Annotated in this window: 21 protein-coding genes; 2 read left to right on the top strand and 19 right to left on the bottom strand. The window is 33.9% G+C overall.

The window, feature by feature from the left end; genetic code table 11:
• The first annotated feature begins 92 nt into the window (after positions 1 to 92).
• Positions 93 to 1,118 carry a helix-turn-helix domain-containing protein gene (locus DMB68_RS18755; RefSeq protein ID WP_110348171.1) on the top strand — a complete coding sequence of 342 codons (1,026 nt, stop codon included), beginning with the start codon at positions 93 to 95 and terminating at the stop codon, positions 1,116 to 1,118.
• A gap of 190 nt (positions 1,119 to 1,308) precedes the next feature.
• On the opposite strand, the gene DMB68_RS18750 is transcribed toward DMB68_RS18755, so the two are convergent.
• The 8 genes from DMB68_RS18750 to DMB68_RS18715 form a co-directional block, all read right to left on the bottom strand.
• The gene (locus DMB68_RS18750; RefSeq protein WP_124019452.1) at positions 1,309 to 1,950 is read right to left on the bottom strand and encodes a hypothetical protein; all 642 of its coding nucleotides are present in this window, start codon (positions 1,948 to 1,950) and stop codon (positions 1,309 to 1,311) included.
• Between the two features lie 153 nt (positions 1,951 to 2,103).
• Positions 2,104 to 2,493: a hypothetical protein gene (locus DMB68_RS18745; protein ID WP_110348169.1), complete on the bottom strand. Its 390-nt coding sequence runs from the start codon at positions 2,491 to 2,493 to the stop codon at positions 2,104 to 2,106.
• 205 nt (positions 2,494 to 2,698) lie between these two features.
• Entirely contained in the window at positions 2,699 to 3,898 is a 1,200-nt protein-coding gene (locus tag DMB68_RS18740; protein ID WP_110348168.1) for an NAD(P)/FAD-dependent oxidoreductase, read from the bottom strand.
• Between the two features lie 78 nt (positions 3,899 to 3,976).
• Entirely contained in the window at positions 3,977 to 6,781 is a 2,805-nt protein-coding gene (locus tag DMB68_RS18735; protein ID WP_110348167.1) for an AsmA family protein, read from the bottom strand.
• A gap of 74 nt (positions 6,782 to 6,855) precedes the next feature.
• Complete coding sequence (locus DMB68_RS18730) at positions 6,856 to 7,674, bottom strand: MlaD family protein (protein WP_110348166.1); 819 nt, start codon at positions 7,672 to 7,674, stop codon at positions 6,856 to 6,858.
• Between the two features lie 25 nt (positions 7,675 to 7,699).
• Entirely contained in the window at positions 7,700 to 8,479 is a 780-nt protein-coding gene (locus DMB68_RS18725; RefSeq protein ID WP_110348165.1) for an ABC transporter ATP-binding protein, read from the bottom strand.
• Position 8,480: 1 nt separating this feature from the next.
• Positions 8,481 to 9,239 (bottom strand): MlaE family ABC transporter permease, encoded by a 759-nt coding sequence (locus tag DMB68_RS18720; protein WP_110348164.1) that lies wholly within the window; start codon positions 9,237 to 9,239, stop codon positions 8,481 to 8,483.
• A gap of 237 nt (positions 9,240 to 9,476) precedes the next feature.
• Entirely contained in the window at positions 9,477 to 11,750 is a 2,274-nt protein-coding gene (locus DMB68_RS18715; protein WP_110348163.1) for a glycosyltransferase, read from the bottom strand.
• 363 nt (positions 11,751 to 12,113) lie between these two features.
• Here DMB68_RS18715 and DMB68_RS18710 point away from each other — a divergent pair, with 363 nt between their 5' ends.
• Complete coding sequence (locus DMB68_RS18710; protein ID WP_110348162.1) at positions 12,114 to 13,202, top strand: DNA topoisomerase IB; 1,089 nt, start codon at positions 12,114 to 12,116, stop codon at positions 13,200 to 13,202.
• Here DMB68_RS18710 and DMB68_RS18705 read toward each other — a convergent pair.
• From DMB68_RS18705 to DMB68_RS18655, 11 genes are all read right to left on the bottom strand, one after another.
• Positions 13,199 to 13,708: a DinB family protein gene (locus tag DMB68_RS18705; protein ID WP_110348161.1), complete on the bottom strand. Its 510-nt coding sequence runs from the start codon at positions 13,706 to 13,708 to the stop codon at positions 13,199 to 13,201. The two genes, DMB68_RS18710 and DMB68_RS18705, sit on opposite strands and share 4 nt — an antisense overlap.
• Before the next feature lie 4 nt (positions 13,709 to 13,712).
• Positions 13,713 to 14,102, bottom strand: coding sequence for a VOC family protein (locus DMB68_RS18700; protein ID WP_110348160.1), 390 nt, complete (start codon positions 14,100 to 14,102; stop codon positions 13,713 to 13,715).
• Between the two features lie 76 nt (positions 14,103 to 14,178).
• Positions 14,179 to 14,388, bottom strand: a complete 210-nt coding sequence (locus DMB68_RS18695) for a hypothetical protein (protein ID WP_110348159.1) — start codon at positions 14,386 to 14,388, stop codon at positions 14,179 to 14,181.
• A gap of 11 nt (positions 14,389 to 14,399) precedes the next feature.
• Positions 14,400 to 14,780, bottom strand: coding sequence for a DoxX family protein (locus DMB68_RS18690; protein ID WP_110348158.1), 381 nt, complete (start codon positions 14,778 to 14,780; stop codon positions 14,400 to 14,402).
• Between the two features lie 345 nt (positions 14,781 to 15,125).
• Positions 15,126 to 15,863: a GNAT family N-acetyltransferase gene (locus DMB68_RS18685; protein WP_110348157.1), complete on the bottom strand. Its 738-nt coding sequence runs from the start codon at positions 15,861 to 15,863 to the stop codon at positions 15,126 to 15,128.
• 73 nt (positions 15,864 to 15,936) lie between these two features.
• Positions 15,937 to 16,542: a Crp/Fnr family transcriptional regulator gene (locus DMB68_RS18680; RefSeq protein ID WP_110348156.1), complete on the bottom strand. Its 606-nt coding sequence runs from the start codon at positions 16,540 to 16,542 to the stop codon at positions 15,937 to 15,939.
• Positions 16,532 to 17,218, bottom strand: a complete 687-nt coding sequence (locus tag DMB68_RS18675) for a hypothetical protein (RefSeq protein WP_110348155.1) — start codon at positions 17,216 to 17,218, stop codon at positions 16,532 to 16,534. The genes DMB68_RS18680 and DMB68_RS18675 overlap by 11 nt, the downstream gene beginning before the upstream one ends.
• A 214-nt stretch (positions 17,219 to 17,432) precedes the next feature.
• Entirely contained in the window at positions 17,433 to 18,785 is a 1,353-nt protein-coding gene (locus DMB68_RS18670) for a hypothetical protein (RefSeq protein WP_110348154.1), read from the bottom strand.
• 153 nt (positions 18,786 to 18,938) lie between these two features.
• A complete protein-coding gene (locus tag DMB68_RS18665; protein ID WP_110348153.1) occupies positions 18,939 to 20,357 on the bottom strand; it encodes a TolC family protein in 1,419 nt (472 codons plus the stop codon).
• Between the two features lie 129 nt (positions 20,358 to 20,486).
• Positions 20,487 to 23,651, bottom strand: a complete 3,165-nt coding sequence (locus DMB68_RS18660; RefSeq protein WP_110348152.1) for an efflux RND transporter permease subunit — start codon at positions 23,649 to 23,651, stop codon at positions 20,487 to 20,489.
• Between the two features lie 11 nt (positions 23,652 to 23,662).
• Positions 23,663 to 24,811, bottom strand: coding sequence for an efflux RND transporter periplasmic adaptor subunit (locus DMB68_RS18655; RefSeq protein ID WP_394335924.1), 1,149 nt, complete (start codon positions 24,809 to 24,811; stop codon positions 23,663 to 23,665).
• Positions 24,812 to 24,866: the final 55 nt, after the last annotated feature.

The following is a 24,866-nucleotide window of genomic DNA, read 5'->3' as shown; positions in this document are numbered from 1 at the left end:
GGACGAATTTTGAAGTTCAGATTTCACAGCAAAAAAACTGAACCTGTTCTTACTTATATAAATATAATTTTTAGAATCTAAATCCGAGCAAAATGAAAACAGTAACTATACATAACGATAAAATTAAAAATATATTTGAAGAACTGACATCCGCTTTAGGAGGTAAAATAATTTTTGATTCTGATGAATATGCTTTAGAAGTCAGCAATAATTTTGCCAAAGGAACTATCGTGGGATCTTCATTCAGTAACGCTATTTCCTGTTTACAGTTTGATATGACCTTTTCTGAAGACGTAAGAATTAGTATCGGGAATCCGAATATTTCGCCTGTTTATTTTGCTTATTGTTCAAAAGGAAGCTTATCACACAGTTTTGGAATGTCAGGTGCAGAAAGAAAATTGAAAAAATTTCAGACAGCTATAGTTTCATCCAGACAAAATGAAGATAATATTTTATCTTTTGAGAAGAATACCAGCACTAAAGTCACTTTAATTGTGGTAGGAACCCAGAATGCGGATTCACTTGAAAATAATTTTTTCAATCATAAAGTAAAAGAGATTTTCTTCGAAAAGAATCTTTCTGGTAATTTTTTCTATGTAGGTTCTTATAACTTAAAAATAGCAGAAAAAATTGAACAGTTAAATGCAGTTACCCAAAACGGAATTGTTCGTAATTTATTAAAAGAGGGAATTTTAAAAATCATTCTGGCAATGGAAATCCAACAGCATTCTGATGATATGAACAATTGTCTGAAAGAAACAAACTGTCTGACTTTAAAAGAAATGGAAGAAATAAAAAAGCTTTCAGACCTTATAAAAGAAACTCCTGAAGAGCAGTTTACTATAAAATCGCTCAGCAAACAATCGGGTTTGTCACCAAATAAGCTACAGGAAGGTTTTAAAATGATTCATGACAGAACAGTAAATGATTTTATCACGCATATGCGAATTTTAAAAGCCGAAATTCTAATCAAGAATTCAGATTTAAATATCTCAGAAATAGTGTATTGCATCGGATTTACCAGCAGAAGTTATTTCTCTAAAATCTTCAAACAGAAATTTAACTGCAGTCCAAAAGAATATAAGTTTAGTCAAAATCAGTTCGCTATTACCGCATAATTTAAGAACTCTGAGATGCTAGGGTTTATTATTGATTATTTAGTACTTTTTTGATAACAGACTATTTTTGGGTCTAAAAACCTTAGTTTCTCAGTAGTTTATTAATTTGAGTTGTTCGAATTTGATAAACTATTCGTTTAAAAAGCTACACGAGGATTTGTGCGAAAGCGGGGTTGTTGTAGCAAGTATTTTATTTTAGCCAAGATTCCAATCTTTTGTTCGAAAAGAATGGTCCATAAGAAATATTGACTTCTCTTTTTCCAGCTTTCGGAATTAAAAATGATACTTTTATTTTTTTAGTTCGATTGTCAATTAAGGTTACTATTTTTATATATTCTTCCAATATAATTCCTTCTTTTTCTGCCATTTTTTCGATTTTCTTTGATTTTCGGATTGTTCTATTATTGGGAGAACAACCAAAAACTGCTGTAAATTTTCTTGGTTTAATTGAGTCTAAAGTTTTTTTATTAAGAGCGGGTAGTATAAAATCTTCATAATCATTAAAGCTTACTCCAATTTCTTTGATGTCATTTTCATAAGAAAAAATATGATTGCTGTCGAAGAGAAATTCTTCGTTGATTCCATATTTCTTTTCAGAGAATTTATATCCTTCAACTATTAAAATTGTCGCATTAGTAGTGTCAATTCGTTTTTGAGTTTGGTAGTTTTCTCTTTTTGCAATTAATAAATTAAAATATACGATTTGTTCAGGTTTTAATTCAGTTTTTAAGGAGTCCAAAGTTTTAATTGTGATATTATTCCAGCTATCTTTCATTTGCGCAAAAGCGAGAATGGGAATCAATAAAATTAATATCTGGATTAGTTTTCTCATATTGGGGATAACTTTATGGTAATCAGTGGGTTTTGGACTGATTAAGACCATTCTTTGGATTTGCCAAATCATCTCAAATACAAAACGGTCTTTAAATTTAGCCTAAATAAAATCTCGCCAAACGGCTCTTAGCGGTTGTGTTTTTATTCACTTTTAGAATTCAACTGTTGCGTTTTTTTGCCAACAATCTATACACATTGTGATTCCACTTTTGCCTAACCGTTTCATTTCTTTAGGATTAAATTCCATTCCACATTGTTGGTCATATTCATAGTTTAGCCAGAATGTAATATGCTTTTTCTTAATCCCTATTTTTTTGAGTTTAGCAAATTTTGGTTCAATTATATCTAAGAAATTATTTATGAAATCATAATACGGCATTTCGAGGTCATCTTCATCAAAAGTATAAGTCCATAAACTATATAAATTTTCGTCTTTTTTTTCCGTATCAAATTCCGTTGGCTTAACTCCAAGAATTTCAGTTATTTTTGAATAAGTTTCAAAATTATTTTTGCAGTCAATATGTAATCTATAATATTTCATCTTTTCCTTTTCGTTCTTTCAACATAACCGCTAACTTGTTTATATACGTAAAATAAACATTCGCCAATCTACCCAAATTTGGATGTATAAGCGAATGTTTACTTCGGTATTATCTTCTCAAAGATATTTATTTTTTGGAATAAATAATCAGATGGCATTTTGATTATACAATATGGAGGAAATTAAGTTTTAACGAATTAGAAATTTACCTTCCAAATTTATAATATTCTAAATCAGGATGTTCTTTGTTTTCAATAGAATCCATAATCGAATTCATTCCTATTACGCTGAAGGTGATTCCGTTACCGCCAAATCCCAAAACGTAGTGTTCGTTTATATCGGGATTTGGTTTTCCAAAATAAGGAAGACCATCTTTGGTTTCGCCAAAAGTACCCGCCCAGGAATAATCTATTTTAAAATTGAGTTTGGGAAACTTTTTTTGAAATTTATATAGAAGAAACTGCTCCTTTCGCGGCAAGAATTTATCGCGTTTTACAGGATCTTTAAAATCTTCATCACCACCACCCATTATAATTCGGTTGTCAGGAGTCGACCTGAAATACAGATAAGGCTTAGAGGTGTCCCAAAAAATAGCGTTTTTAAAAGTGTTTGATAAATCAGGAATGCTTTCAGAGGCAATAACGTAGGTGCTTTTAAGGTCGACTACTTTTTCCTTTAAAGTTTCAGTACTTTCATAACCACTGCAATGTATAATATGATCTGCAGTAATTTTATATTTATTTTCTGTTCGGGCGATTCGTTTTCCTTTTTGATTTTCAGTCGAAACAATATTGGTACGATCAAAAATCTGCATTCCGTTTTTTGTGCAATAAAGCAATAAATCGTGCGCAAGTCTAAAGGGGTCCATTACTGCAGCCGTTTTAGATTCAATTGCAGCAATGGCATTTAATCCAAATTTCTCCAGATCCCATCTTTCCAGCCAATTTACATCAAAGCCGTGCTCTTTTCGGGCATTAAATTCATTTTTTAAAAACGGAATATCTTTTTTTAGCGAGCAGAAATAGATGCTTTTTTTAAATTCAAAATGGCAGTTGCTATTAATATCGTCAATAATTTTACGTAAATCAAAAATGGCCTTTTTTCCATTGAAATAGCTATCCACAGCACATTTTTCGCCTCTCAATTTTATCAGTTCGTGTAGCGGAACATCAATTTCATATTGCAGCAGGGCGGTACTCGCTGCGGTGCTTCCGTTACAAACATCACGGCGGTCAACTAATACTACTTTTTTTCCTTCGTTGATCAGCTCATAAGCGATTAGAGCTCCGGTAATTCCGCCTCCAATGATTAAAATTTCGGTTTCAATATCAGATTCTATTGATGGGTAACTGACGTCCATCGCGTGTTTTAGGGGCCAGAAACTTTCTGTTGAACGTAATTTCATGTTTTAGTTTTTGAACAATGGTTTTTATGTTTGATTTGTCAATAGTTGAAGCTTTTTTAAACATTCAGTCTATTTAAATTATTTGGTCTTCACTTTTTCTTTCTTAACTACGGTATTGCTTTTTTCGTTGTAAACAGCATCAAGTATTTCTTTTCCGGTTTTGCTGAATATTTTTATTTTTGGATTTTCATGAGTACCTGTAATGGTAATTGGAAACCCAAGAATACCGAAAGGAGGAAGTCCTAACCGCATTCTTAAATCCAGTAATCCGTTAAAACTGGTAGTTCCTTTTACAGTAGGTTTAAAACTGGCAACACTGAAAGTAAACGGATCAATATGAATCAGATTATTGTCAATTTCAGATTTGATTTCGATACCTTCCATGTCCGGATTATTCAGACCATCTTGTCCTGTTTTAGAGCTTATTCCGTCAAATAATTTAAGACCTTTAATTTTTACATCACGCAGATTCAGGGTTCCGCCTCCTTCGAATGATTCATAAATCGGACTCATATTCCCATCCAGATCGCCTTTTATTTTGTAATCTACAGAGATGATTCCATGTGCTTTTTCGGCAGCAGTAACCATGTCGTGAAACATCGGAATTTCTTTATAGGCTCTTTGTACACTGAAATCTTTTGCACGAAAGTGTGCATCAAAACGAGCCGAAGTAGGCGATTCATCTTTGTAGGAAGCATCCACAATTAATGCACAATCAATAATATTAAACACAGTATTTTCTAAATAAAAGTTTCCTTTTGAAACACCTATTTTTCCGTTAAGTTTATTAAAAACAAGACCGTTATATTCAACTTTATCTGCATTTGCTGTTAAGCTTACATCTAAGTTTCCGGGTACAATAACTACTCCGCTCATTTTAGGATTGTCTTCCCTGGCATACTCCACTTCTAAGTTCCGGTCTGTGTTTTCACCTTTTTCCAAAGCCATAAATTCATCCACATTAATCAGTTTGGATTTCATATTGAAATTACCGCTTAGGGTCCCACGTGATTCCAGAAAATAATTGATGGTATTGAGCAGATATCCGTTAATGTCAAAATCAGATTTTCCATAATAGGCGTAAAATTTCTCAAACCACATTTTTTCGTTCTGAAACCTGAAGTTCCCCTGTTTGATAAAAAATGCCTTTGGAAAAAGCTCTGATGTTGCCTTGATATTTTTTAATACAATAGTACCTTTATTATTGAGTTTATCATATTGTCCGGTGGCAGCATAACTTTGTTTTCCCTGAAGTGAAAGATCGGCCTTGGCATAACCCGAAATATCCATTCCTTTTCTTGAAAATACTTTGTAAATATTCCCAACATTCAGTTCACCTTTTACTTTGGCGTTGTATGCCAGATCGCTAAAATCCGAAAGTGCTGCGTTTACATATACCGGATTTCCTTCAAATACAAAAGAAGCAGGAGCAACACCTACGATTAAATCTTTGTATGTACCAGCCTTGTTAAGGACATTGGCTACAAAAGTGATATCGGTAATAGGGTTTGGATAAGAATCCGTTTTTAGCCAGCCATTGTGTAATGCAATTCCGCCTCTTGTTTTTGGAAATAATTTTTTTGAAGTACTAAATGTTCCTTTTGCCTGAATATCAGTTCTCAGTGTTCCTTTTAAATCGAGGCTGTACAATCCTAATGCGGCATCAAGAGTAGCGAGGTCTAATGCTCCTTTTACACTTGCATCAACATCCATTTCGGTAAAACCTTTGCTTCGTAAGTAGGCATTGAAATAATCTTTTTCTCCAACTTTAAATTTGAAAGTTTTTAAGTTTACTAAAAGTTTTTCAATATCGAGTGAAGGCATAATAGCATTCAGATTCATTTGAAAATCGTTTAAGGGAGCAGGAGCATTCTGGTAATTGATTGCACCTTCGTTAATTTTCAAATTAATCGCCAGATCCGGTTTTTGCTTTTTGGCGACATTGTAATTTCCTTTAAAAGTAAAAAGCAAATCACTTTTGCCTGAGATTTCGGTTTCTTCAAGCCATGTTAAATATTCCGGAGGCATTACAGACAATAGATCTTTTACTGTTGTATTCTCTGATGCAGCCTTGATATTGATTTTGTATCCGTCTCTTAAAATGGTAAACAAACCAGTGAATTTTAAAGGCAGTTGATTAATTTTTAATTCATTTTTTTGAAGAATAAACGAAAGGGCATTTGTGTTGATTCTGGTAATTAAATCAGCACGTAATTCTTTTTTTCTAAGATAGCCTGTTTTACCATAGTAAAAGTCGATATTGTCTATTTTGGCATCCGTGTTCAAATCGAAAATATCTTCGCTTAAGTTTCCTTTACCAACATAATTGAATCCTTTTGCATCAACTAAAATTTTGGCCGATCGGTCGTTATATTTGACATGGCAGTCTTCAAAATCAATACGTTCCAGACGAATTGCTGTTCCTTCTTCAGAAGCACTGGTGTCCTTTTTAACATCTTTGGGAGCGATATAAATATTATAATTGGCTTCTCCTTTTTGGTTGACCATTATGTTTATATCAGCTTTAGAAACATATAATTTATTAATTTTTACTTCATTATCGAATAGTAATCTTTTAATATTAATTCCAAAAGCAACCTGTTCTGCTTTTAATAAAGTATCATTTTTAAAAGGAGCAGAACCTGTGAGGGATAAATCATCTAAAGAAACCGTGAGCGAAGGAAAGTGTGTAAAAAACGAAAATCTGGATTTAGAAAATTCCATTTTACTGTCTAATCTTTCATTGGCAATTTTTTTGACTTCAGCCGCAACAGTTCCAGGAAAAAGTAACGGAATCAAAAAAAGTAACAGCAAAATTGATGCTATTACTATTCCTGAAATTTTGGCAATTTTAAGGCTTATATGTTTGAATTTACTGTGCATATAAAAATATTTTTATTTCAACCTGCCAGATGAAAATTATTAATTGTGATTTTAAAGGCGTCGAATCAGAATCATTATTTTTTGTCTTTTTTAGTTTCTTCTGCTTTTTTAGCTTCCTCTTCAGCTTTTTTCTTTTCCTCTTTTAATTTTTCCTCTTTTTCTTTTTTAGCCTTTTCCTGCTGTTCTTCCTTTTTTTCCTTGGCTTCTTCTATTTTCTCTTCTTTCTCTTTTTCTTTTTTCTTAAAGTAACCTCTTAAAAGAAAATTACTTTTAGCCGCTTCCATATTTTCGCTGAAGCCTTTTGTTCCTTTTTCCAGATTGCTAAGTGTTTTATCCATCGTATTTGCCATGCCCGGATCACGCATTAGCTTAGCCAAAGCGCCATTTCCATTGTTCATACTATGGCTGAAAATGGCCAGTTCTTCTGAAATCACACTTACATTATCCATGCTTTTTTTGACCGTTTTCATAATGTCATTCATTTCAATCCCGCTTAGTGAGGCAATTTGAGCATTATTTTCAACTGCTTTTTGAGATTTCGCACCCGGTGTGATAGTCAGGACTTTATCGCCCATTAAACCATCAGAACCAATACTGGCTTTGGCATCTGTTTTAATAAATTCACGGACATCATCCTTAATAACCATTCCTACGACTACTGTAGAATCATTAACTAATTGAATTTCATCTATAGTACCAATGTTAATTCCTGAAAAACGGACATTGTTACCAATCTCTAATCCGCTTACGGTTTTAAAGCTTGATGTAATGCGGAATGTAGAGCCAAAAAGATTTTTTTGTTTTCCGATAAAGTAAACTGCCAATATAAAAAGCAGTAAACCTATTGTTACAAACATTCCTAATTTCCAAGTATATCCAGATTGCTTATCCATGATTTTTGTTTTTGATTTTATTTTTTTACTCAAAGAATGAGCGTACCCATTCGTCTTCACTTTTTTCTAATTCTTCGTATGTTCCTTCTGCCTGAATTTTTCCTTCTTTTAAAACGATAATACGGTCAGCGGTTAGTTTTGCACACGCCATATCATGCGTAATAATGATTGCGGTCGTTTTACGGGTATGTTTAATATCTAATATTAATTCGCTGATTTCTCTTGATGTAATCGTATCTAATCCGGTAGTAGGTTCATCATATAAAATAATTTCAGGTTTTAAAATTAGTGTGCGTGCCAGACCAATTCTTTTACGCATTCCTCCCGATAGTTCTGATGGCATTTTATCAATAGCTTCACTCAGCCCTACACTCTCTAATGCTTCCAATACTTCTTTCTCAATTTCATCAGCATTTAAATCACGTTTGTGTTTTCTTAGGGTAAAAGCCAGATTTTCTCTTACAGACATGGAGTCATACAAAGCACCACTTTGAAACAAAAATCCGATTCTGGATCTCATTTCATTGAGTTCGTTTTTATTAAGGTCTAATACATTTTGATCAAAAACATTTATTTCGCCTTTATCAGGAGTTATTAATCCGACAATGCATTTTATAGTCACCGATTTACCTGAACCGGATCGACCTAAAACCACTAAATCTTCGCCTTTATTGACAGTAAAATTTACACCTTTTAAAACGTGATTATCTTTACCAAAAGTTTTATGTAAATCTTTGATTTCTATTATCACCGCTTTTTTATCAGCTTCGGCTGCAGGTTCTGTATTTTCTTTTTCTTTAATCATCTTAAAAAAATAAATCGGTTATCTGTACGGCCAGCATGTCAATAATAAAAATGGTAAGAGATGCTGTTACAACTGCAGAATTTGCAGCTTTTCCGACACTTTCGGTTCCATTAGAAGCATTAAATCCTTTATAACATCCAATCATGCCAATAAAAAAACCGAAGAAAAAAGTTTTTATAGTGGCCGGAATTAAATCCAGGAATTCCAGTGACTGTAAAATTTTGGTTATATATCTGTAAAAGCTAACATCTCCATGAATATTAATGCCAAAATAACCGCCGAGGATTCCGATAGCATCAGCAAAAATTACAAGAAGCGGGACCATTAGAGTCGTCGCTAAAATTCGTGTTACCACCAAATAATTATAAGGATTAACAGCGGAAACCTCCATGGCATCAATTTGTTCAGTCACTTTCATCGATCCAAGTTCGGCACCGATTCCGGAGGATATTTTTCCCGCGCAGATCAAAGCGGTAATTACCGGAGCAATTTCGCGAATTAATGAAAGTGCGACCATTCCCGGCAGCCATGATTCAGCACCAAATTTCACTAAAGTAGGTCTTGACTGTAAAGTGAGGACCAAACCCATAATAAAACCGGTGATAGCTACCAATGGTAATGATTTATAGCCAATAATATAGCATTGTTTCAGAAATTGTCTGGTTTCGTAAGGAGGTATAAAGACCTCTTTAAAAAACCGAGTTGCAAATACAGTTGCATTTCCGATATCTTCGAATGTATTTTTTAAGGTGAGTATCAAAATGTTTAAGTATTAGTTGATTATAGGCTGAAAGTCAGTTTTTTAACAGTTTAAGTCTCTTTTTTAATTATAGTTTAAAGTTAATTCTATACTTGTTAAAATTCTTTACACAACTTTTTTTCAACCTTATATAATTTTCATTCGCATACTATTTATAAAAGATTGACGTTTGAGGTAAATGCAAATCAAAAAAAATCCCTTTCGTTAAAAAGGGATTGGGTGAGATATGTAAGCACTTTAAGAATTTATGATCAGATCTGCTTTTGTTTTAATAAGGTCGATTACCTTACATTCTGCATCTTTAAAATTTTCCATGATTAATCTGGCCGTCAGATAGCAAACTGTTGATTCTGCTCCCTGATTCAGGTTTATATTTTCTTTTTCAAGACCATCATAACCACCGCCACTAACAGGATTGTACATAATCTGATTTAAATGATTTTTACCTAAGAACCAGTTAAAAGCTGTTTTCATATGCTCTTTATATAATGGATTTTTGAATGCATTGTAAAAGCTATTCAAAGTTTGAATAATGTATGAAACATCTATTGGCTGTTCCCCGTATTCCTTAGCATCCTGACCTTTATGACACCATCCATTATTAGAAATTACCTTAAAGCCATTTTTAGTAAACATTTTTGAAAGAAGAAAATCAAGAGATTCTAATGCAATTTTTTTGTAAATCGGTTTGTTGGTTACTAAATAAGCATACAGCATAGATTCCGGAAGAATGCCATTTCCATAGGTTAAATAATTCTCGAACCATTTCCAGTCTTTGGTGGCATGAATTTCGTAATTCGAAACTAATTTGGCATTTAGCTTATTGATAATTGCCGATACATATAAGTTTGGAAGTACAGAATTATACAAGTACAAGCCTTTTGTAGCAAATCCGATTGAACGGGGTGATTGAATTGTTTCTGCCCATGGGAGACTTTTTAGAAAACATTCTGAAGCTGTATGAACAATATTCTCAGGCAAAATATCTTTCATCGCAATTACACTTCCTAAAGCCCAGATACCCCTGGCATTTGAGTCTTCCAGATTTACCTCTGCATTTTGCTCAATATGTTCTCTGTTATGTTCGTCAACATAATTAATGAAACTTCCGTCCGGTTTTTGACAACGATGAATAAAATCAAGATAAATCAACATATAAGGCAAATCATCCTTGTCTCCGGTTAATTTATAATGCATTCCAACAGCTACCAAAGCCCTCGCATTATCATCTAAAGTATAACCGGTAGATAAATCCGGAATAGAAATGTTGCTAAATTGAATCATTCCTAATTCTGTAGTTAATTTTTTAACGTGTGACAATTGAATTTCAGGATAATCAAAGTCAATTGCAGTATCGCTTTCAATTAGATCTTTATAAGTATTCATATGAGTAATACCTACGTTTTCCCAGGACGATGCTCTCATTTTACGGAAAGCATTTTTACCCATTTCTTCTCTTAAATCATCATCAGAAAGCAATTTTAGGGCAGCTTCAGCAAATTGATCTACATTTCCAATATCAACTAAAACACCGCAATCTGAAGTTAAAACTTCTACTGTATGAGGAATTTTTGATGCAACAAGCGGACATGCACAACTCATTGCGTAGGCAAAAGTGCCGCTGACAGCCTGATTTGGATCTTTTGATGTAAACAGATAAATATCTGTTGCCTTCAGGTAATCCAAAAGTTCGTTTGTGTCTAAATATTGATTAATAAAACGAACGTTGTCACGCAAATTTAATTCGTCAACAAGCGCTTCTAATTTATCACGATATGCATCGACACCATCAACAATTAAATTTGGATGTGTTCTGCCAATGATCAGATAAAGAACATTGGGTTCTTTTTCTACAATTTTAGACAAAGCCTGTAAACCCGTCTCAATATTTTTTCCTTCGCCTAAAAGCCCGAAAGTTGAAAGTACTTTTTTATTCTCAATATTAAATTTTTGTTTTGCCTGTGCAGGAGTTTCGTAAATAACAACATGGGTTCCGTGTGAAACGCAGGTAATCATTTCTTGTGGAATGTCATAATCTTTCACAAGGATTTCCTGAGATTGATTTGTCATTACAAAAGCTGAATTACTGTATGAAAGCAATAGTTTTACAAAAGTTTTTAATTCTTTATTTGGATTTTGGATAACACTGTGAAAAGTAAAGGTTACCGGCTTTTTTATTACATTCAAAAACTCTAATAAATAGTCTCCGTAGTTACCGGAAAATAAGCCAAATTCATGCTGAATATGCACTAGTTTAACCAAATCATCGTTATTGATTTCTTCGGCAACCCTTGCATAATCATCTTTATCGCTTGTATTTAAGGTAAAAGCCTGAGTTGGATTTTCTTTTGGAGATTTTACCAGATCACAAATTTCACAGCTTATGGAATTTCCGTAAACATCCATAATCCCTTTGATGGTATCTTGCGTATAAGTGGCAATACCACATTGAGTTGGCGGATAAGTGGACATAAAAATAATTTTCGATTTAATAGTTTGTAGCGTTTTCATTGGGATCATTTTTATTTCGTTTAATAAATCATTTTCGGTTTATATGGATAAGAAATATATTAAGGTTTCAAAACATGTTTTTGTGACCAGATTTTTTTACTTAATTTATTTTGTATAAAATTATTTCAGAAGCAAAGCTGCGTTTAATCCAATCGGTTAAAAAGTTAACTCAAAAGGTTATATGTGGGAATTATATAAGGAAATATGATTTGAGGAAGTGTTTTAAAGTTAAAAAAAAAATCAATAGGATTAATACTGTATTTTTTATTTGATGATTTTTGTGTTTAGTTTAAAAAACTGTAAATCAATAGTTTGAATTTTGAGTATACTTGAAAAACAGCACCCCTTTATTATAGAAGTAATATGAATACAAAAGTAAAATCTCAGGAAAGATTGATGAAACTTTTAATTACACAACCTCAATTGGCTATAGAAAAGCTGGATCTGGTTTATGTTAGTGATAAATCGATGCCAATAGAAAGATGCAAGGAAGGAGATGCTTTTGTTTATAAAAAAAATGGAAGATGTATTAAACAAAAAAACGAACTAAAACGCATACATAGTCTTGTGCTTCCGCCTGCATGGGAAAATGTCAGGATTTCTGAATTATCGAACGGACATCTTCAGGCGGTTGGATTAGACCAGAAAAACAGAAAACAATACCGATACCATCCAAAATGGAATTTAATTCGGAATCAGACCAAATTTTACAAAATAGCCGATTTTGGAAGAAAATTGCCTTCGATAAGAAAACAGGTAGATGCTGATTTAGAGGAAAAAGGATGGTCAAAAAATAAAGTGGTAGCACTGGTAATTCGTCTAATGGAAGAAACCCACATCAGGATAGGTAATGAAAAATATGCCAAAGACAATAAATCTTACGGACTTTCTACCTTGCGAAAAAGACACATTAACATTAATAAAGATGCTATAAAATTTGAATTTACCGGAAAAAAAGGCATACAGCATACCATTACGATCAGAAATAAAAAGCTGATTAAATTAGTCAGTAAATGCGAGGAAATTCCGGGTTGGGAAGTTTTTAAATATTATGATGAAAATGGAGAGCGGAAAATTCTGGACAGTCATATGGTCAATGTATACCTTCATGAAATTTCGGGTGAATATTTCAGTGCCAAAGATTTCAGGACATGGTCTGCATCGGTTATTTTCTTTGAGGCTTTAATGGAATTAGGAAGTACAGAGGACGAAAAAGAAATCAAAAAAAACATTTTAACCGCTTTTGATATTACCGCAGAAGCTTTAGGAAATACCCGAAATGTTTGTAAAAATTATTATGTACATCCTTTATTAATTTCCACGTATGAAGAGGGAACTATTAAAGAATATTTTGAAAAGATAAAAAAATGCCGCAGCAACGAACAATATTTCTCACATACAGAGCGAGCATTTTTAGATTTAATTCAGGATTATCAACCTTTATCTGTTTAAAGATTGTTTGTATAACGATAAATATCATTCAACTGTTTTGTATGTCTTTGCGTATGGATAAGTGCAAAATTTATCCATTCTAAAATTGTGAATTTTTCAAAACCCGGAAGCTCAAAATCCAGGCATGTGAGAGTTACATCATAAGTTTCGGCTGCCAGTAATAAATCAGACTCAATAGTAAGCAGCTTCAGCGTTAAAGAGTTTTTATTGTAATCAGTAATTTCAGGCTTTAAAAACTCAGGAGAATCCATTTTGGTATTAAAATCAAGAAAAATACTTTTAAGTTGTTTAATGTATTCATCAGGTTTTCTGGTAGTTTTTTCGGTTCTTCCTTTAAATAGTTTAGGGAAACCGGAACAGGCAAGAATGATATGCTGAGCAGTTTGTCCGGCCGTCCACCGACCTTGGGAGGGTATAGTATTAAACCCGGTTTCAGAAAACTTTAAAACAATTTCATTTAATTTTTTAAATGTCCCGACAATATTGGCTTGAAGTTCAGTTGTCATAATTTCAATTTAAATGTGAGTTATTTACAGAAGTGATCCACCAGACATTTCCAAAAGGATCTGTCACTCCGCAGGTTCTTCCGTAATCCTGATTGCTTAATCCCATTAAAGAAACTGCACCGTTTTCTATTGCTTTTTTATAGGTTTCATCTGTATTATGGACATATACAAACAAGTTAGCGGTTTGTTTTGCCCAGTCTGTAGTTTCATCAGTTACCATTATCGTGCTGCCATTCAGTGTAATTTCGGTATGCATAATAGTTCCGTCTTCGCGAAGAGATTTTGTATTGGTTTCAGTAGCGCCAAAAACTTTTTTTGTAAAATCGATGAATTTTGATGCGCCCTGTAAAATCAAATAAGGCATTATAGTCTGATGTTGTGCAGGTATATTCATTTTTGATATTTTAAAAGTTGAATCTTAAAAATACGATTTTTTATTTTATTGTTTTGTTAATCAGTGAAATAACTATTTATGGAAGTACTTCACAATGAAAACCATGTGAATTTAAAACTTCAATTATTTTGTGATTTGAAATTACTGCGGCATGAATTCGCAGAATTTTATCGCAGTCTTCCAAATCAAAACTGATGACGCTGTTTGGGAAATGCTCAAGAAGCCTCCCTACAATCATCTCTGAATGCGCTGCTTCCTGAACATTTGTTTTAAAAACCTCTATCATCACAATATTAATTATATGGAATTGTTTTTATAATGTTCTATTTTATGGTGATAGATATAAGAAGTCATTAAAATAGCCAAAACGATTAAAGGAAAGAAGCCCTGAAAATCAACTCCGTCAACTGCAAAATGACTTATTGATGCGAATATAAAGTCGAAAGCAAAACCGGCATAAGCCCACTCCTTAATACGATTTGGTACTTTCGGAATTACTAATGCCAATACGCCCAAAATTTTGAAAACGACTAATGCATTTCCGAAATATTCAGGATATCCCAAATGTCTGATTCCTTCTTTAGCCAGTTCAGTTTGTGAGGTCAGTGCAGGCATAACACCTTCAAACAGAAAAATAAGAATGGTGGTGGTCCAAAAGATAATTTTTGCTTTTTTCATAGGTTTGTTTTAAAATAGTTATTAGTTAATTATTCAGACAAATCTACCATTGTTATTTTTTTAATGAAATACGTATTTCTGCCTATTTTAGGGTCATTTAAGACATATTGATGATTTTTTTATTTTTTAGAAGAAAGAAGAAAGACAATAGATGTGCTTAAATCTGTATCATCTGCGTGAAATTTTAGACAAAGAATGTCATTTCGACGAAACGAGAAATCACACTAGTAACTCGACAGCAGTGCGTTGCTCTCCCTCAGTGATTTCTACTCTCGTCGAAATGACAAAAAATCCGTTTTTTATCGCGTTTTTTTGCTTAGCGAATCCGTATTACCTGTTTCCCATTCACTCGCTTTTCAAAATATAATTTCTAATCACAAACAAATCCTCAAAACCCAATCGGGTGTAAATGTCTTTTCCCATTACTGATGCCTGAAGATGCGCATATTCAAGATTGGAATCTATTGCCAGGTTAAGTGCAAATTTCATGATTTCTTCAGCAAAACCTTTTCTTCGCATTTCAGGAATTACAGCTACGCCATGAATTCCGATGTTATTTTCGGTTTCGAAAAGCATGAAGGTTCCAATTGGTTTTTGCTGGAAGAAAACTAAGTAAAAAGAAGTTTTTTCATAATCCTGAATCAGGATTTCCTCACTGATTATATAACCAAAAGCATTCGGATAGACATCAGACCAAGCTTTTGCATCTTCCTTGTTTAAAACTCTTGTGAATTTCAAATTGCCTTGAAGTATAAATTTCTGATCCAATTTTAAAAACATCCCAACCTGTTCTGTTTTGATTTCAAACCCGTTTTGTTCCAGAAGCTGATTAGAATTACTATCAAAAATATCCCAATACGGAATCACCAATCCCGGATTATTTTCTACTGTTTTAATAATTTCCGGAAGAGTTTCAGCGGTGAGATCTTCTCTAAACCACAATTTATCAGGCCAGCCTGAGTTATTGATTTTGCAATATTCGTAAGCATTTTTTTTATGACAGGAGAGAAAAGTAATGCCTACAGTTTTCCAGAAGCCGGTTAGATTGTCAATATTATCTTTGATGAGGTTTATATTTTTCATTTTGAGAGGATGAATTTAAATAATAGGTCAAAGATAAATTTAGCTTTTCAGGAAAACCTTTACATATGTTGATTTATAGATCTTTTTCCAAAATTTTCCTGATTCGGCTTAATTGAGTGGGTGTGATTCCCAAATGCGATGCAATATGTAATAGCGGAATACGGTGAGCAATGTCAGGATGTTTTTCCAGAAGCTTAACATACCTTTCGGTAGCATTTTGCATAACGAGTGCGACTTCTCTTTGCTCTTTTTCTATGATCCAGTTTTTTTCCATATGAGCGATATAGAAATTTTTGAGATCGTCATTTTCACTAATCAGCCTCATATATTTTTTATAATTGATGTTGACTAAAATACAGTCTTCCAAAGCTTCAATTGTAAAATCTGAAGGGGTTTGTAGCATTAATGAAACTTTAGAACCTGCGAATGAATTTTCGAAAAAGAGATTTTTGTTGTAGAAATTTCCCTGTTGGTCTGTAATGAATGCTCTCAGAATTCCTTTTGCTATAAAATGAAGGTTTTTAGCGATTTCGCCGTTTTGCAAAAGTGTTTGACCTTTTTTTAAAGTCTGGAATTCTGCGATTTCCTCAATAAATTTCCAGGATTTTTCGGAAATAGGGGAGTAACTTTTGAATTTTGATTTTAACGCTTGGAGGTGCTTATTATGATTAGAAACCATATGCTTCAATTCTAGATTTGAATTTCTTTTTTTCAATAATCCATATTATTTCATATCCTCCAGCTCCGTCACTATTTGAAGAATGAATATATAAAATATCATTTGCTTCATCATAATTTGCCTTTGAATTAAATAAATTAGGTTCATAAAGATTTTTGAGCGCACTATTTGGTAACTCTAATAGTACATTGTTTATTACTACTTTGATTGATTTGTATTCTCTTTTAGGAATATCTCCGTCTGTGCCAAAAAAATGTAAATTGTCAATAGTATTTAATTGGGTTAAATTATTGTTGTGAAATTTTAATTGATGTTTTGTTTTTACAAAATCAGTTTCACTAATTTCTAATATTATTGAATGATTTTCTAATTTTGCAATACCGTTCCTAACTGATTTTAAAGCAATTTTTTTGAAATCTGTTATGTATTTTATTCTGTCTTTGTAAATATATCCGTTTAGGTATTTTCCGTTTTTTATATAATCAATATTTATCCAGTTTACTTTGGGGTCAAAACAGTAAACAACAAAGCTGTTTTCTAATTTATCTAATATATTATTCGCTTTTTCTGCGGAACTTCTAACATTAACAAATCCATCTTTATCATTTATAATGGCAAATTGGGACAAGCAAAAATTAAAAGTGAAAAGTAATATAAGGACAGAAAGTTTTTTCATATTTTATGATAATAAATTAGTCAATTTCCATGTGTAAATATATAAAAAGCAAACTTCGTTATAAAACTAATGCCATAGCCCTGATAGTAGTGAAAATCATTTTGTGCCGGGGTTCGGCACAAAATATTGTAACGGATAGCAGGAAACAGCTCCTAAAAGAAAACGCCATGAAACTAAAAGTCCCACAGCGTTTTTAAATTTTTATCTGAATGTGTTATTCGTAACAGGTGTAATCTACCTTAATGGTTTTGGCTTCATTATCTTTTGTGAAACTGTAAGAGTCTACTAAATTAAAGTCATCTAAATGAATGGTTCCAAACAATTTGTAATCATCATTTTGATCGGCGCGTTCTGCCGCGGAATAATATTTTTCAAAGGTTCTGTTGTCTTTTTTCTCTATTTTGGATTTTCTGTATTGTAGGACTTCTTTATCCTGATAGGAGGTGTAGGTATGAATAAACGGAAACTTGTTTTCTGTACCTCCACAGTTATTTGACCACACTACATTATTGATATAATACGAGATACAATTGTTTTCATATTTTTCTTCTGTAAAAGTATTCATATAAGAAAACTTGTCATCTGCCATAAGGGTATATGATTTTTGTAGCAGTTTACCATTTTCAAGCCAATATACTGTTGTTTCATTGGCATCGCCAATATTCGCGGTAAATATTACTTTGTTATCATCATAGTTAATAGAAGAGGTAGTCTGATCTTCTTTAATGATTTTTGTGAGCACGCCATCTTTGTAGATGAACTCTTTTTTACTTCTGTTTTTTCCTTCATCATCGTAGTATGTTATGGCTGTGGGAAGTCCTTCGTTATTAAAAGAAACACTTTTTAAAGGAATTCGGATACCTTTCTTTTTAAGGAAATAAGAATCCAGTGTTTTTAATTTTGCTGTTCCCTGCTTAAAAATGGCTTCATCATCTAATTTAATATCAGGAATAGGAAGAGAGTGCTCGCTCAACAACACTTTTATAACTTCTTTGGATTTGGAAGTAATTTTGTTTTTGCCTTGCAATGAAGCAACTTCTTTTCTATACTTTTTGGTATTAACAACGTATGAAGATTCTTTTTTCGATTTCAATTGTTCTGCTACAAATTCAGTTGCCATTCTTGTGCCTTCCTTAACCTGTACTTTGTCATCCAATTTTCCACTCCAGTAAGCAAATGCCTGAAAAGATTGGCCTTGTCCCGTAATATCTAATGTCTGTTTGTTTTCGAAAAGGACATATGTATATTTGGTAATATTTATGATTTCAAGGTTTTCTTTTGGGAAATTACGTTTGAGTTCTGTTTTTTCAGAATTGTCATCATTGCCTGCATACACAGTATTTCCCAGTGAAGAATATTCGTTTACATCGACTAAGAAAATATATTTTTTACCTTTTTTTATTTGCAAAGTATCGGGTATTATTTTTTCAATAGTTGGTGCTGCCATTGGTGCTTCCTGAACAGCTGTAGTTTTAGCTTTAGATATTGGCTTTTTTTTGCCTTTTTGTTGAGAATAGCCCTGAAATAATGTTGTTAGTAGAAAAAGTAGCGTTAATAAATGTTTCATTTTTATATTTGTAATTAATTTTTTACAAATATAGCGATTTTTAAAAATAAGAAATAATAATCTTACAAATTTATTTGTAGATTATCAACAAAAAACGCCATGAAACAAAAGTCTCACAGCGCTTTCAGAAATAAATAATTAAAAAAACGGGTATTATCTCCAACCCCCGCCCAATGCGCGATATAAATCGGTATTAGCAGATAACTGTTGTCTTTTTATGTCGGCAAGCTCCAATTCGCTTTGTAACAAATTTGATTGTGCAGTAATTACTTCAAGATATTCAGCCATACCATTTTTAAATAATAAATTGGCATTTCTGATAGCAGTTTGCAATGTTTTTACACGTTCCTGCAGCAGCGTTTGCTGTTGTTGCAATTTTTCTACTTTAACCATAGCATCAGCTACTTCGCTTACAGCAACCAAAACCTGTTGTCTGAAGTTTAAAACTGCTTTTTCTCTTTCTGCTACAGCAATATTATATTGCGTTCTTACTTTTTTATTATTGAATATTGGCTGAGTCAGACCACCGGCTACAGTTCCAAATAAAGAAGCCGGAATATTAAACCAGTTACTTGTTTCAAAAGAGTTTAATCCGCCCTGAGCTGTGATTCTTAAAGCAGGGTATAAATCTGCTTTTGTGATTCCAACATTGGCATTGGCAGCTTTCAAAGCCAATTCAGCACTTTTTACATCAGGTCTTCTGCTTACTACAGAAGAAGGAATTCCGATTTTAGTATTGTTTTCAATCGTAATACTGGTCAAAAGTGTATTTCTTTCTTTCGCACCCGGAAAAGATCCTGTTAAAACACTCAATGCATTTTCCTGAATCGCAATATTTTGTTCTAATAAAGGAACCAATTGAGCGGCAGTTAATTTTTGTGCTTCAGATTGTTGTACGGCTAATGAAGTAACCTGTCCTGCATCATATTTTAATTTGATGATATTGGTTGTACTGTCATTTAACTGAACATTTTTCTTAGCGATTTCCAATTGTGCATCAAGCATTAGAAGATTGTAATAACCTTTAGAAACATTTGCCACAATAGTAGTCTGCAATGCTTTTTTTACTTCTGATGACTGAAGATAACTGGCGTAAGCACCTTTTTTCTGATTTCTGATTTTTCCCCATATGTCTGCTTCCCACGAAAGTGAAGCGCCTGCAGAATAATCGTCAATATGTTTGGCACCAATCGCCTGACTTAGATTTAATCCTGTAAAACTATTGTCAGACGGATTGCTGGTGCTTGCATTTACAAATAAATTTACCTGCGGCACATTTCCCCATTTTGATTGTGTAAATCTGTATTGCGCAATCTCGATGTTTTTCTGTGCAATTTGTAAATCGTTATTACGTGTTACAGCACTATCAATTAATTTGACAATATCCTGTTCTGTAAAGAATTTTTTCCACTCCACATCTCCGATACTAGTGGTGTCGGATGAAACCGATGCACTCCTGAAATTTTCAGGAAATGCATCTTTTGGAGTTTCAATATCCTTAGAAACTTTACAGGATATGAATGTGACGATCAAAATGGCAATCATCACGATTTTGGTTATATAATTTTTCATTTTACTTTGTCGTAATTAAATTTCTGGACATTTATCTTTTTTAGCTTCGAGGTCTTTCGAAACTTTATACGATATGTATGCTAGGGTTCCGATGATTGTCATCAGAATTGTCGTTATATAGTTTTCCATTTATTTTTCTTCGTTATGAATTACAGCTACCGGTTTTCCGGAAACTTTTTCTTGTAAATGTTGGAATACGATAAATAAAACCGGGATAATCATTAACCCAAGAATTACTCCCGAAACCATTCCTCCGGCGGCACCAATACTAATAGAGTGATTACCCTGAGCCGATGGACCTTTGGCACTCATCATCGGAATCAATCCAACAACGAAAGCCAGTGACGTCATGATAATAGGACGCAAACGTAATTTTGCAGCTTCAATAGAAGCTTTTACCAACGCCTGACCAGATCGTCTTTTTTGTACTGCGAACTCTACAATAAGAATCGCATTTTTGGCCAGCAATCCAATAAGCATTACTAAGGCAACCTGTACATAAATGTTGTTTTCGATACCAGTTAATCCAATGGCTACGAAAACTCCAAATATACCTGCAGGGATAGATAAGATTACAGCAAGAGGCAAGATGTAACTTTCGTACTGTGCAGCAAGTAAGAAATAGATGAATACCAAACACAGTAAGAAAATAGTTGCCGATTGACCTCCGGAAGAAATTTCTTCACGAGTTTGTCCTGACCATTCATAACTATATCCTGCAGGTAATTGTTGCGCTGCCACTTCTTCAATTGCTTTAATGGCATCTCCGGAACTAAATCCAGGTTTCGGAATCGCATTAATCGAAATCGAATTAAACAAGTTGTATCTCGAAGCGGTTTCTGAACCATAAATACGACTTAGTTTTACTAAAGTATTTAACGGAACCATTTCGCCATCTTTGTTTTTTACAAACACACGGTCAATAGCAGTAGGATCTGCCCTGTCAGCAATATCTGCCTGAACTACAACTCGGTAATATTTACCAAATCGGTTAAAGTCAGAAGCTTGTGCACTACCAAAATAAGCCTGCATCGTTTGCAAAATATCTTTTACTTTAACACCTAACTGATCTGCTTTTTCATCATTAATATCCAATTGCAATTGAGGATAATCGGCTTTGAAACTGGTAAAGGCTACAGCAATTTCCGGACGTTTCATTACTTCACCAATAAAGTTTTGAGAAATTCCGCTAAATTTATCCAGTTTGCCTCCGGTTTTATCCTGAAGAACCAAATCTAAAGCCTCAACGTTACTAAATCCGGGAACAGTTGGGAAACTAAATACGAAGAAACTTCCTCCTGAAATCGCACCTAATTTTCCGCGGACTTCATTCATAATTTCGTCAATATTTTTAACGTCTCCACGCTCTTCGTTTGGTTTAAGCAATACGAAAACAACTGCAGATGATGGACTTGTAGAATTCGTCAATAAGTTGAAACCTGAAATTGCAGTTACAAATCGTGATGAACTTAAACCTCTTAAAGTATTTTCTGCTTCAGTCATTACTTTTTGAGTTCCGTCTAAAGATGTTCCAGATGGAGTGTTAACTGCAATTGCAATAAACCCTTGATCTTCTGTTGGGATAAATCCAGCCGGAGTTGTTTTTACCATTACAACCGTTGCGAAAGCAATTAAAGCCAAACCTCCTAAACTAACCCATTTGTTACGGATTAAGAATTTTAATCCGCCAACATAACGGTTGGTCAAATTCTCAAAACTGTTATTAAATCCGTTAAAGAACTTTTGTTTAAAACCTTGTTTTACATATGGAGTTTCACCATCGTGTGCGCCGTGATTATCTTTTAAGAATAAAGCGGCAAGGGCAGGGCTTAAAGTCAAAGCATTTACAGCCGAAATAACAATTGCAATTGCCATTGTGAAAGCAAACTGACGATAGAAAACTCCTGTTGAGCCTTCCATAAAACCAACCGGCAGGAATACAGCAGCCATTACCAGCGTAATCGAGATAATAGCACCCGTTATTTCGTGCATTGCTTCATGCGTGGCGACTTTTGGAGACAGATGTTTGTGCTCCATTTTCGCATGCACGGCCTCGACGACTACAATTGCGTCATCAACCACAATACCAATCGCCAGAATTAATGCGAAAAGCGTAAGAAGATTGATCGAGAATCCGAATAACTGCATGAAGAAGAACGTTCCTAAAATTGCTACAGGTACAGCAATAGCCGGGATTAATGTTGATCTGAAATCCTGTAAAAAGATAAATACCACGATAAATACCAGGATAAAGGCTTCCAGTAAGGTATGTTCTACTTGCTCAATAGATTGATCTAAAGATACTTTTGTACTATAGAAAATGTTATGTTTAATGCCATTTGGAAAATCTTTTGAAGCTTTTTCCATCATTTTATTGATCGCAATCTGAATATCATTTGAGTTAGAACCCGCTAACTGAATAACTCCGATTACAATTCCTTTTTTACCATTCAGACGCGTTAAACTGTTGTAAGAGTAAGCACCCAATTCAACTCTTGCCACATCTTTCAAGCGAAGGATAGAACCATCAGCATTAGAACGAATCGCAATATTTTGGTAATCTTCCGGTTTGGTTAGTTTTCCTTTGTATTTAATTACATATTCGAAAACCTCTTTACTTCTTTCACCAAATTTACCCGGAGCAGCTTCCAGACTTTTGTCCTGAATTGCTGCCATAACTTCGTTTGGCGTAACATTATAAGTTGACATTTGTGTTGGATTCAGCCAAACACGCATAGAGTAATCTTTTACACCACCAAAAATAGCGGCAGAACCTACACCCGGAATACGTTTAATCTCCGGAATAATATTGATTTGTGCATAATTGGCAACAAATGTCTGATCGTATTTAGACTCATCTTCGGTATACATACCGATTGCCATGATAAAACTGTTTTGTTGTTTTGCCGTAATTACACCTTGCTGAACAACCTCTGCAGGCAACTGGCTTGTTGCCTGAGCAACCCTGTTCTGAACGTTTACAGCAGCCTGATCGGCATCTGTACCTAATTTAAAGAAAACAGTAATAGCTAACGTACCATCATTACTGGCAGTTGAACTCATATAAGTCATATTCTCAACACCATTTATAGATTCTTCCAGAGATGGTGCCACAGAACGTAAAACCGTTTCTGCGTTAGCTCCGGGATATACCGCCGTTACCAAAACCGATGGTGGCGCAATATCAGGAAACTGTTGTAAAGGCAATTTCGTAAGTCCAAGTACTCCCAGAATCACCAGTAAGATGGAGATTACGGTTGCCAGTACGGGTCTTTGTATAAATATTTTGAACATTTTCGTAAAAATTATTTTTTGTTAGTTATTTGAGCAACCTTAGTAGCTTTCTCAGGCTGGATCACTTGTCCTTCCTGAAGTTTGTCAATACCACTTAATACGATTTGGTCGCCTGATTTTACACCATCTTTAATAAGATAGTTTGTACCGCTTTTTCCAACTACTGTAATTGGCATTTTGGTAACCTTGTTGTCTTTGCTTACTGTAAAGACAAATACTTTATCCTGCATTTCAATCGTAGCCGATTGCGGAACCAGAATGGCATCGTCATGCTGTAATCCCAAACGGATTCTTCCTGTGTTTCCGGAACGTAAAGTTCCGTTTGCATTTGGAAAAGTTGCTCTCAACGTAATAGCACCTGTAGTTTTATCAAACTGACCGTCTACCATGTCAATTTTTCCCGTTTGCGGATAAGCGTTGTTATCAGCTAATATTAATGAAACCGGAGGTAATTTTTTGATTTTGTCCCCAATGCTGTTTCCTGCATATTGTGATTTGAAGTTGATGAAATCTGTTTCTCCCAAAGAGAAATAAGCAAAAACTTCATGAACGTCTGAAAGTGTAGTTAAAGGTTCAATATCTGAAGCAGAAACTAAACTTCCTTGTTTTTTAGGCAATCTTCCGATGTAGCCACTTACCGGAGCAGTAACATTGGTATATCCTAAATTGATTTTTGCAGAAGCCACTATCGCTTTTGCCTGCTCGATATTAGCAGCAGCAATTTTTTGAGAAGCTTTAGCCGTTTTTAACTGATAATCAGAAACCACTTTGTTTTGTACTAAAGGAGTTAATTTATCAACTTCTAATTGTGAGTTAATTAAAGCAGCTTCAGCAGCATGAAGACTGGCCAAAGCATTGTTTAACTGCTCGCGGAAAGGACGTTCGTTTATTTTGAATAAAGTCTGGCCTTTGCTTACATAAGCTCCTTCATCTACCAAAACACGGTCAAGGTTTCCGCTTACCTGTGGACGAATCTCAACATCTACAGTTCCTTGTATCGAAGCCGGATATTCATTATCAGTGGTTGTATTCTCGCTTGTTATAGCTGCAACAGGTAAAACAGGAGGTGGTGGTGGAGCAGGAGCTTGTGATTTATCTGCACAACTGCTTAGTACAAGTGCAAGAATAAAGCTGGTTATAATTACATTTTTCATTTTCATATTGGTTTTAATTTGTTGGACATTCTCGTTTTTAAAATTTTTATTTCTGGTATGC

Origin of the sequence: Flavobacterium hydrophilum (genome assembly GCF_003202405.1) — a bacterium.
In the GTDB taxonomy this organism is placed as follows: domain Bacteria; phylum Bacteroidota; class Bacteroidia; order Flavobacteriales; family Flavobacteriaceae; genus Flavobacterium; species Flavobacterium hydrophilum.
Note: the sequence above shows the minus strand (reverse complement) of the source record. Positions and strands in the feature narration are given on the sequence as shown.

Coding starts and splice junctions, on each gene's coding strand:
- DMB68_RS18755 (WP_110348171.1), top strand. CDS start 93: ATGAAAACAGTAACTATACATAACGATAAAATTAAAAATATATTTGAA.
- DMB68_RS18750 (WP_124019452.1), bottom strand. CDS start 1,950: ATGAGAAAACTAATCCAGATATTAATTTTATTGATTCCCATTCTCGCT.
- DMB68_RS18745 (WP_110348169.1), bottom strand. CDS start 2,493: ATGAAATATTATAGATTACATATTGACTGCAAAAATAATTTTGAAACT.
- DMB68_RS18740 (WP_110348168.1), bottom strand. CDS start 3,898: ATGAAATTACGTTCAACAGAAAGTTTCTGGCCCCTAAAACACGCGATG.
- DMB68_RS18735 (WP_110348167.1), bottom strand. CDS start 6,781: ATGCACAGTAAATTCAAACATATAAGCCTTAAAATTGCCAAAATTTCA.
- DMB68_RS18730 (WP_110348166.1), bottom strand. CDS start 7,674: ATGGATAAGCAATCTGGATATACTTGGAAATTAGGAATGTTTGTAACA.
- DMB68_RS18725 (WP_110348165.1), bottom strand. CDS start 8,479: ATGATTAAAGAAAAAGAAAATACAGAACCTGCAGCCGAAGCTGATAAA.
- DMB68_RS18715 (WP_110348163.1), bottom strand. CDS start 11,750: ATGAAAACGCTACAAACTATTAAATCGAAAATTATTTTTATGTCCACT.
- DMB68_RS18710 (WP_110348162.1), top strand. CDS start 12,114: ATGAATACAAAAGTAAAATCTCAGGAAAGATTGATGAAACTTTTAATT.
- DMB68_RS18705 (WP_110348161.1), bottom strand. CDS start 13,708: ATGACAACTGAACTTCAAGCCAATATTGTCGGGACATTTAAAAAATTA.
- DMB68_RS18700 (WP_110348160.1), bottom strand. CDS start 14,102: ATGAATATACCTGCACAACATCAGACTATAATGCCTTATTTGATTTTA.
- DMB68_RS18695 (WP_110348159.1), bottom strand. CDS start 14,388: ATGATAGAGGTTTTTAAAACAAATGTTCAGGAAGCAGCGCATTCAGAG.
- DMB68_RS18690 (WP_110348158.1), bottom strand. CDS start 14,780: ATGAAAAAAGCAAAAATTATCTTTTGGACCACCACCATTCTTATTTTT.
- DMB68_RS18685 (WP_110348157.1), bottom strand. CDS start 15,863: ATGAAAAATATAAACCTCATCAAAGATAATATTGACAATCTAACCGGC.
- DMB68_RS18680 (WP_110348156.1), bottom strand. CDS start 16,542: ATGGTTTCTAATCATAATAAGCACCTCCAAGCGTTAAAATCAAAATTC.
- DMB68_RS18675 (WP_110348155.1), bottom strand. CDS start 17,218: ATGAAAAAACTTTCTGTCCTTATATTACTTTTCACTTTTAATTTTTGC.
- DMB68_RS18670 (WP_110348154.1), bottom strand. CDS start 18,785: ATGAAACATTTATTAACGCTACTTTTTCTACTAACAACATTATTTCAG.
- DMB68_RS18665 (WP_110348153.1), bottom strand. CDS start 20,357: ATGAAAAATTATATAACCAAAATCGTGATGATTGCCATTTTGATCGTC.
- DMB68_RS18660 (WP_110348152.1), bottom strand. CDS start 23,651: ATGTTCAAAATATTTATACAAAGACCCGTACTGGCAACCGTAATCTCC.
- DMB68_RS18655 (WP_394335924.1), bottom strand. CDS start 24,811: ATGAAAATGAAAAATGTAATTATAACCAGCTTTATTCTTGCACTTGTA.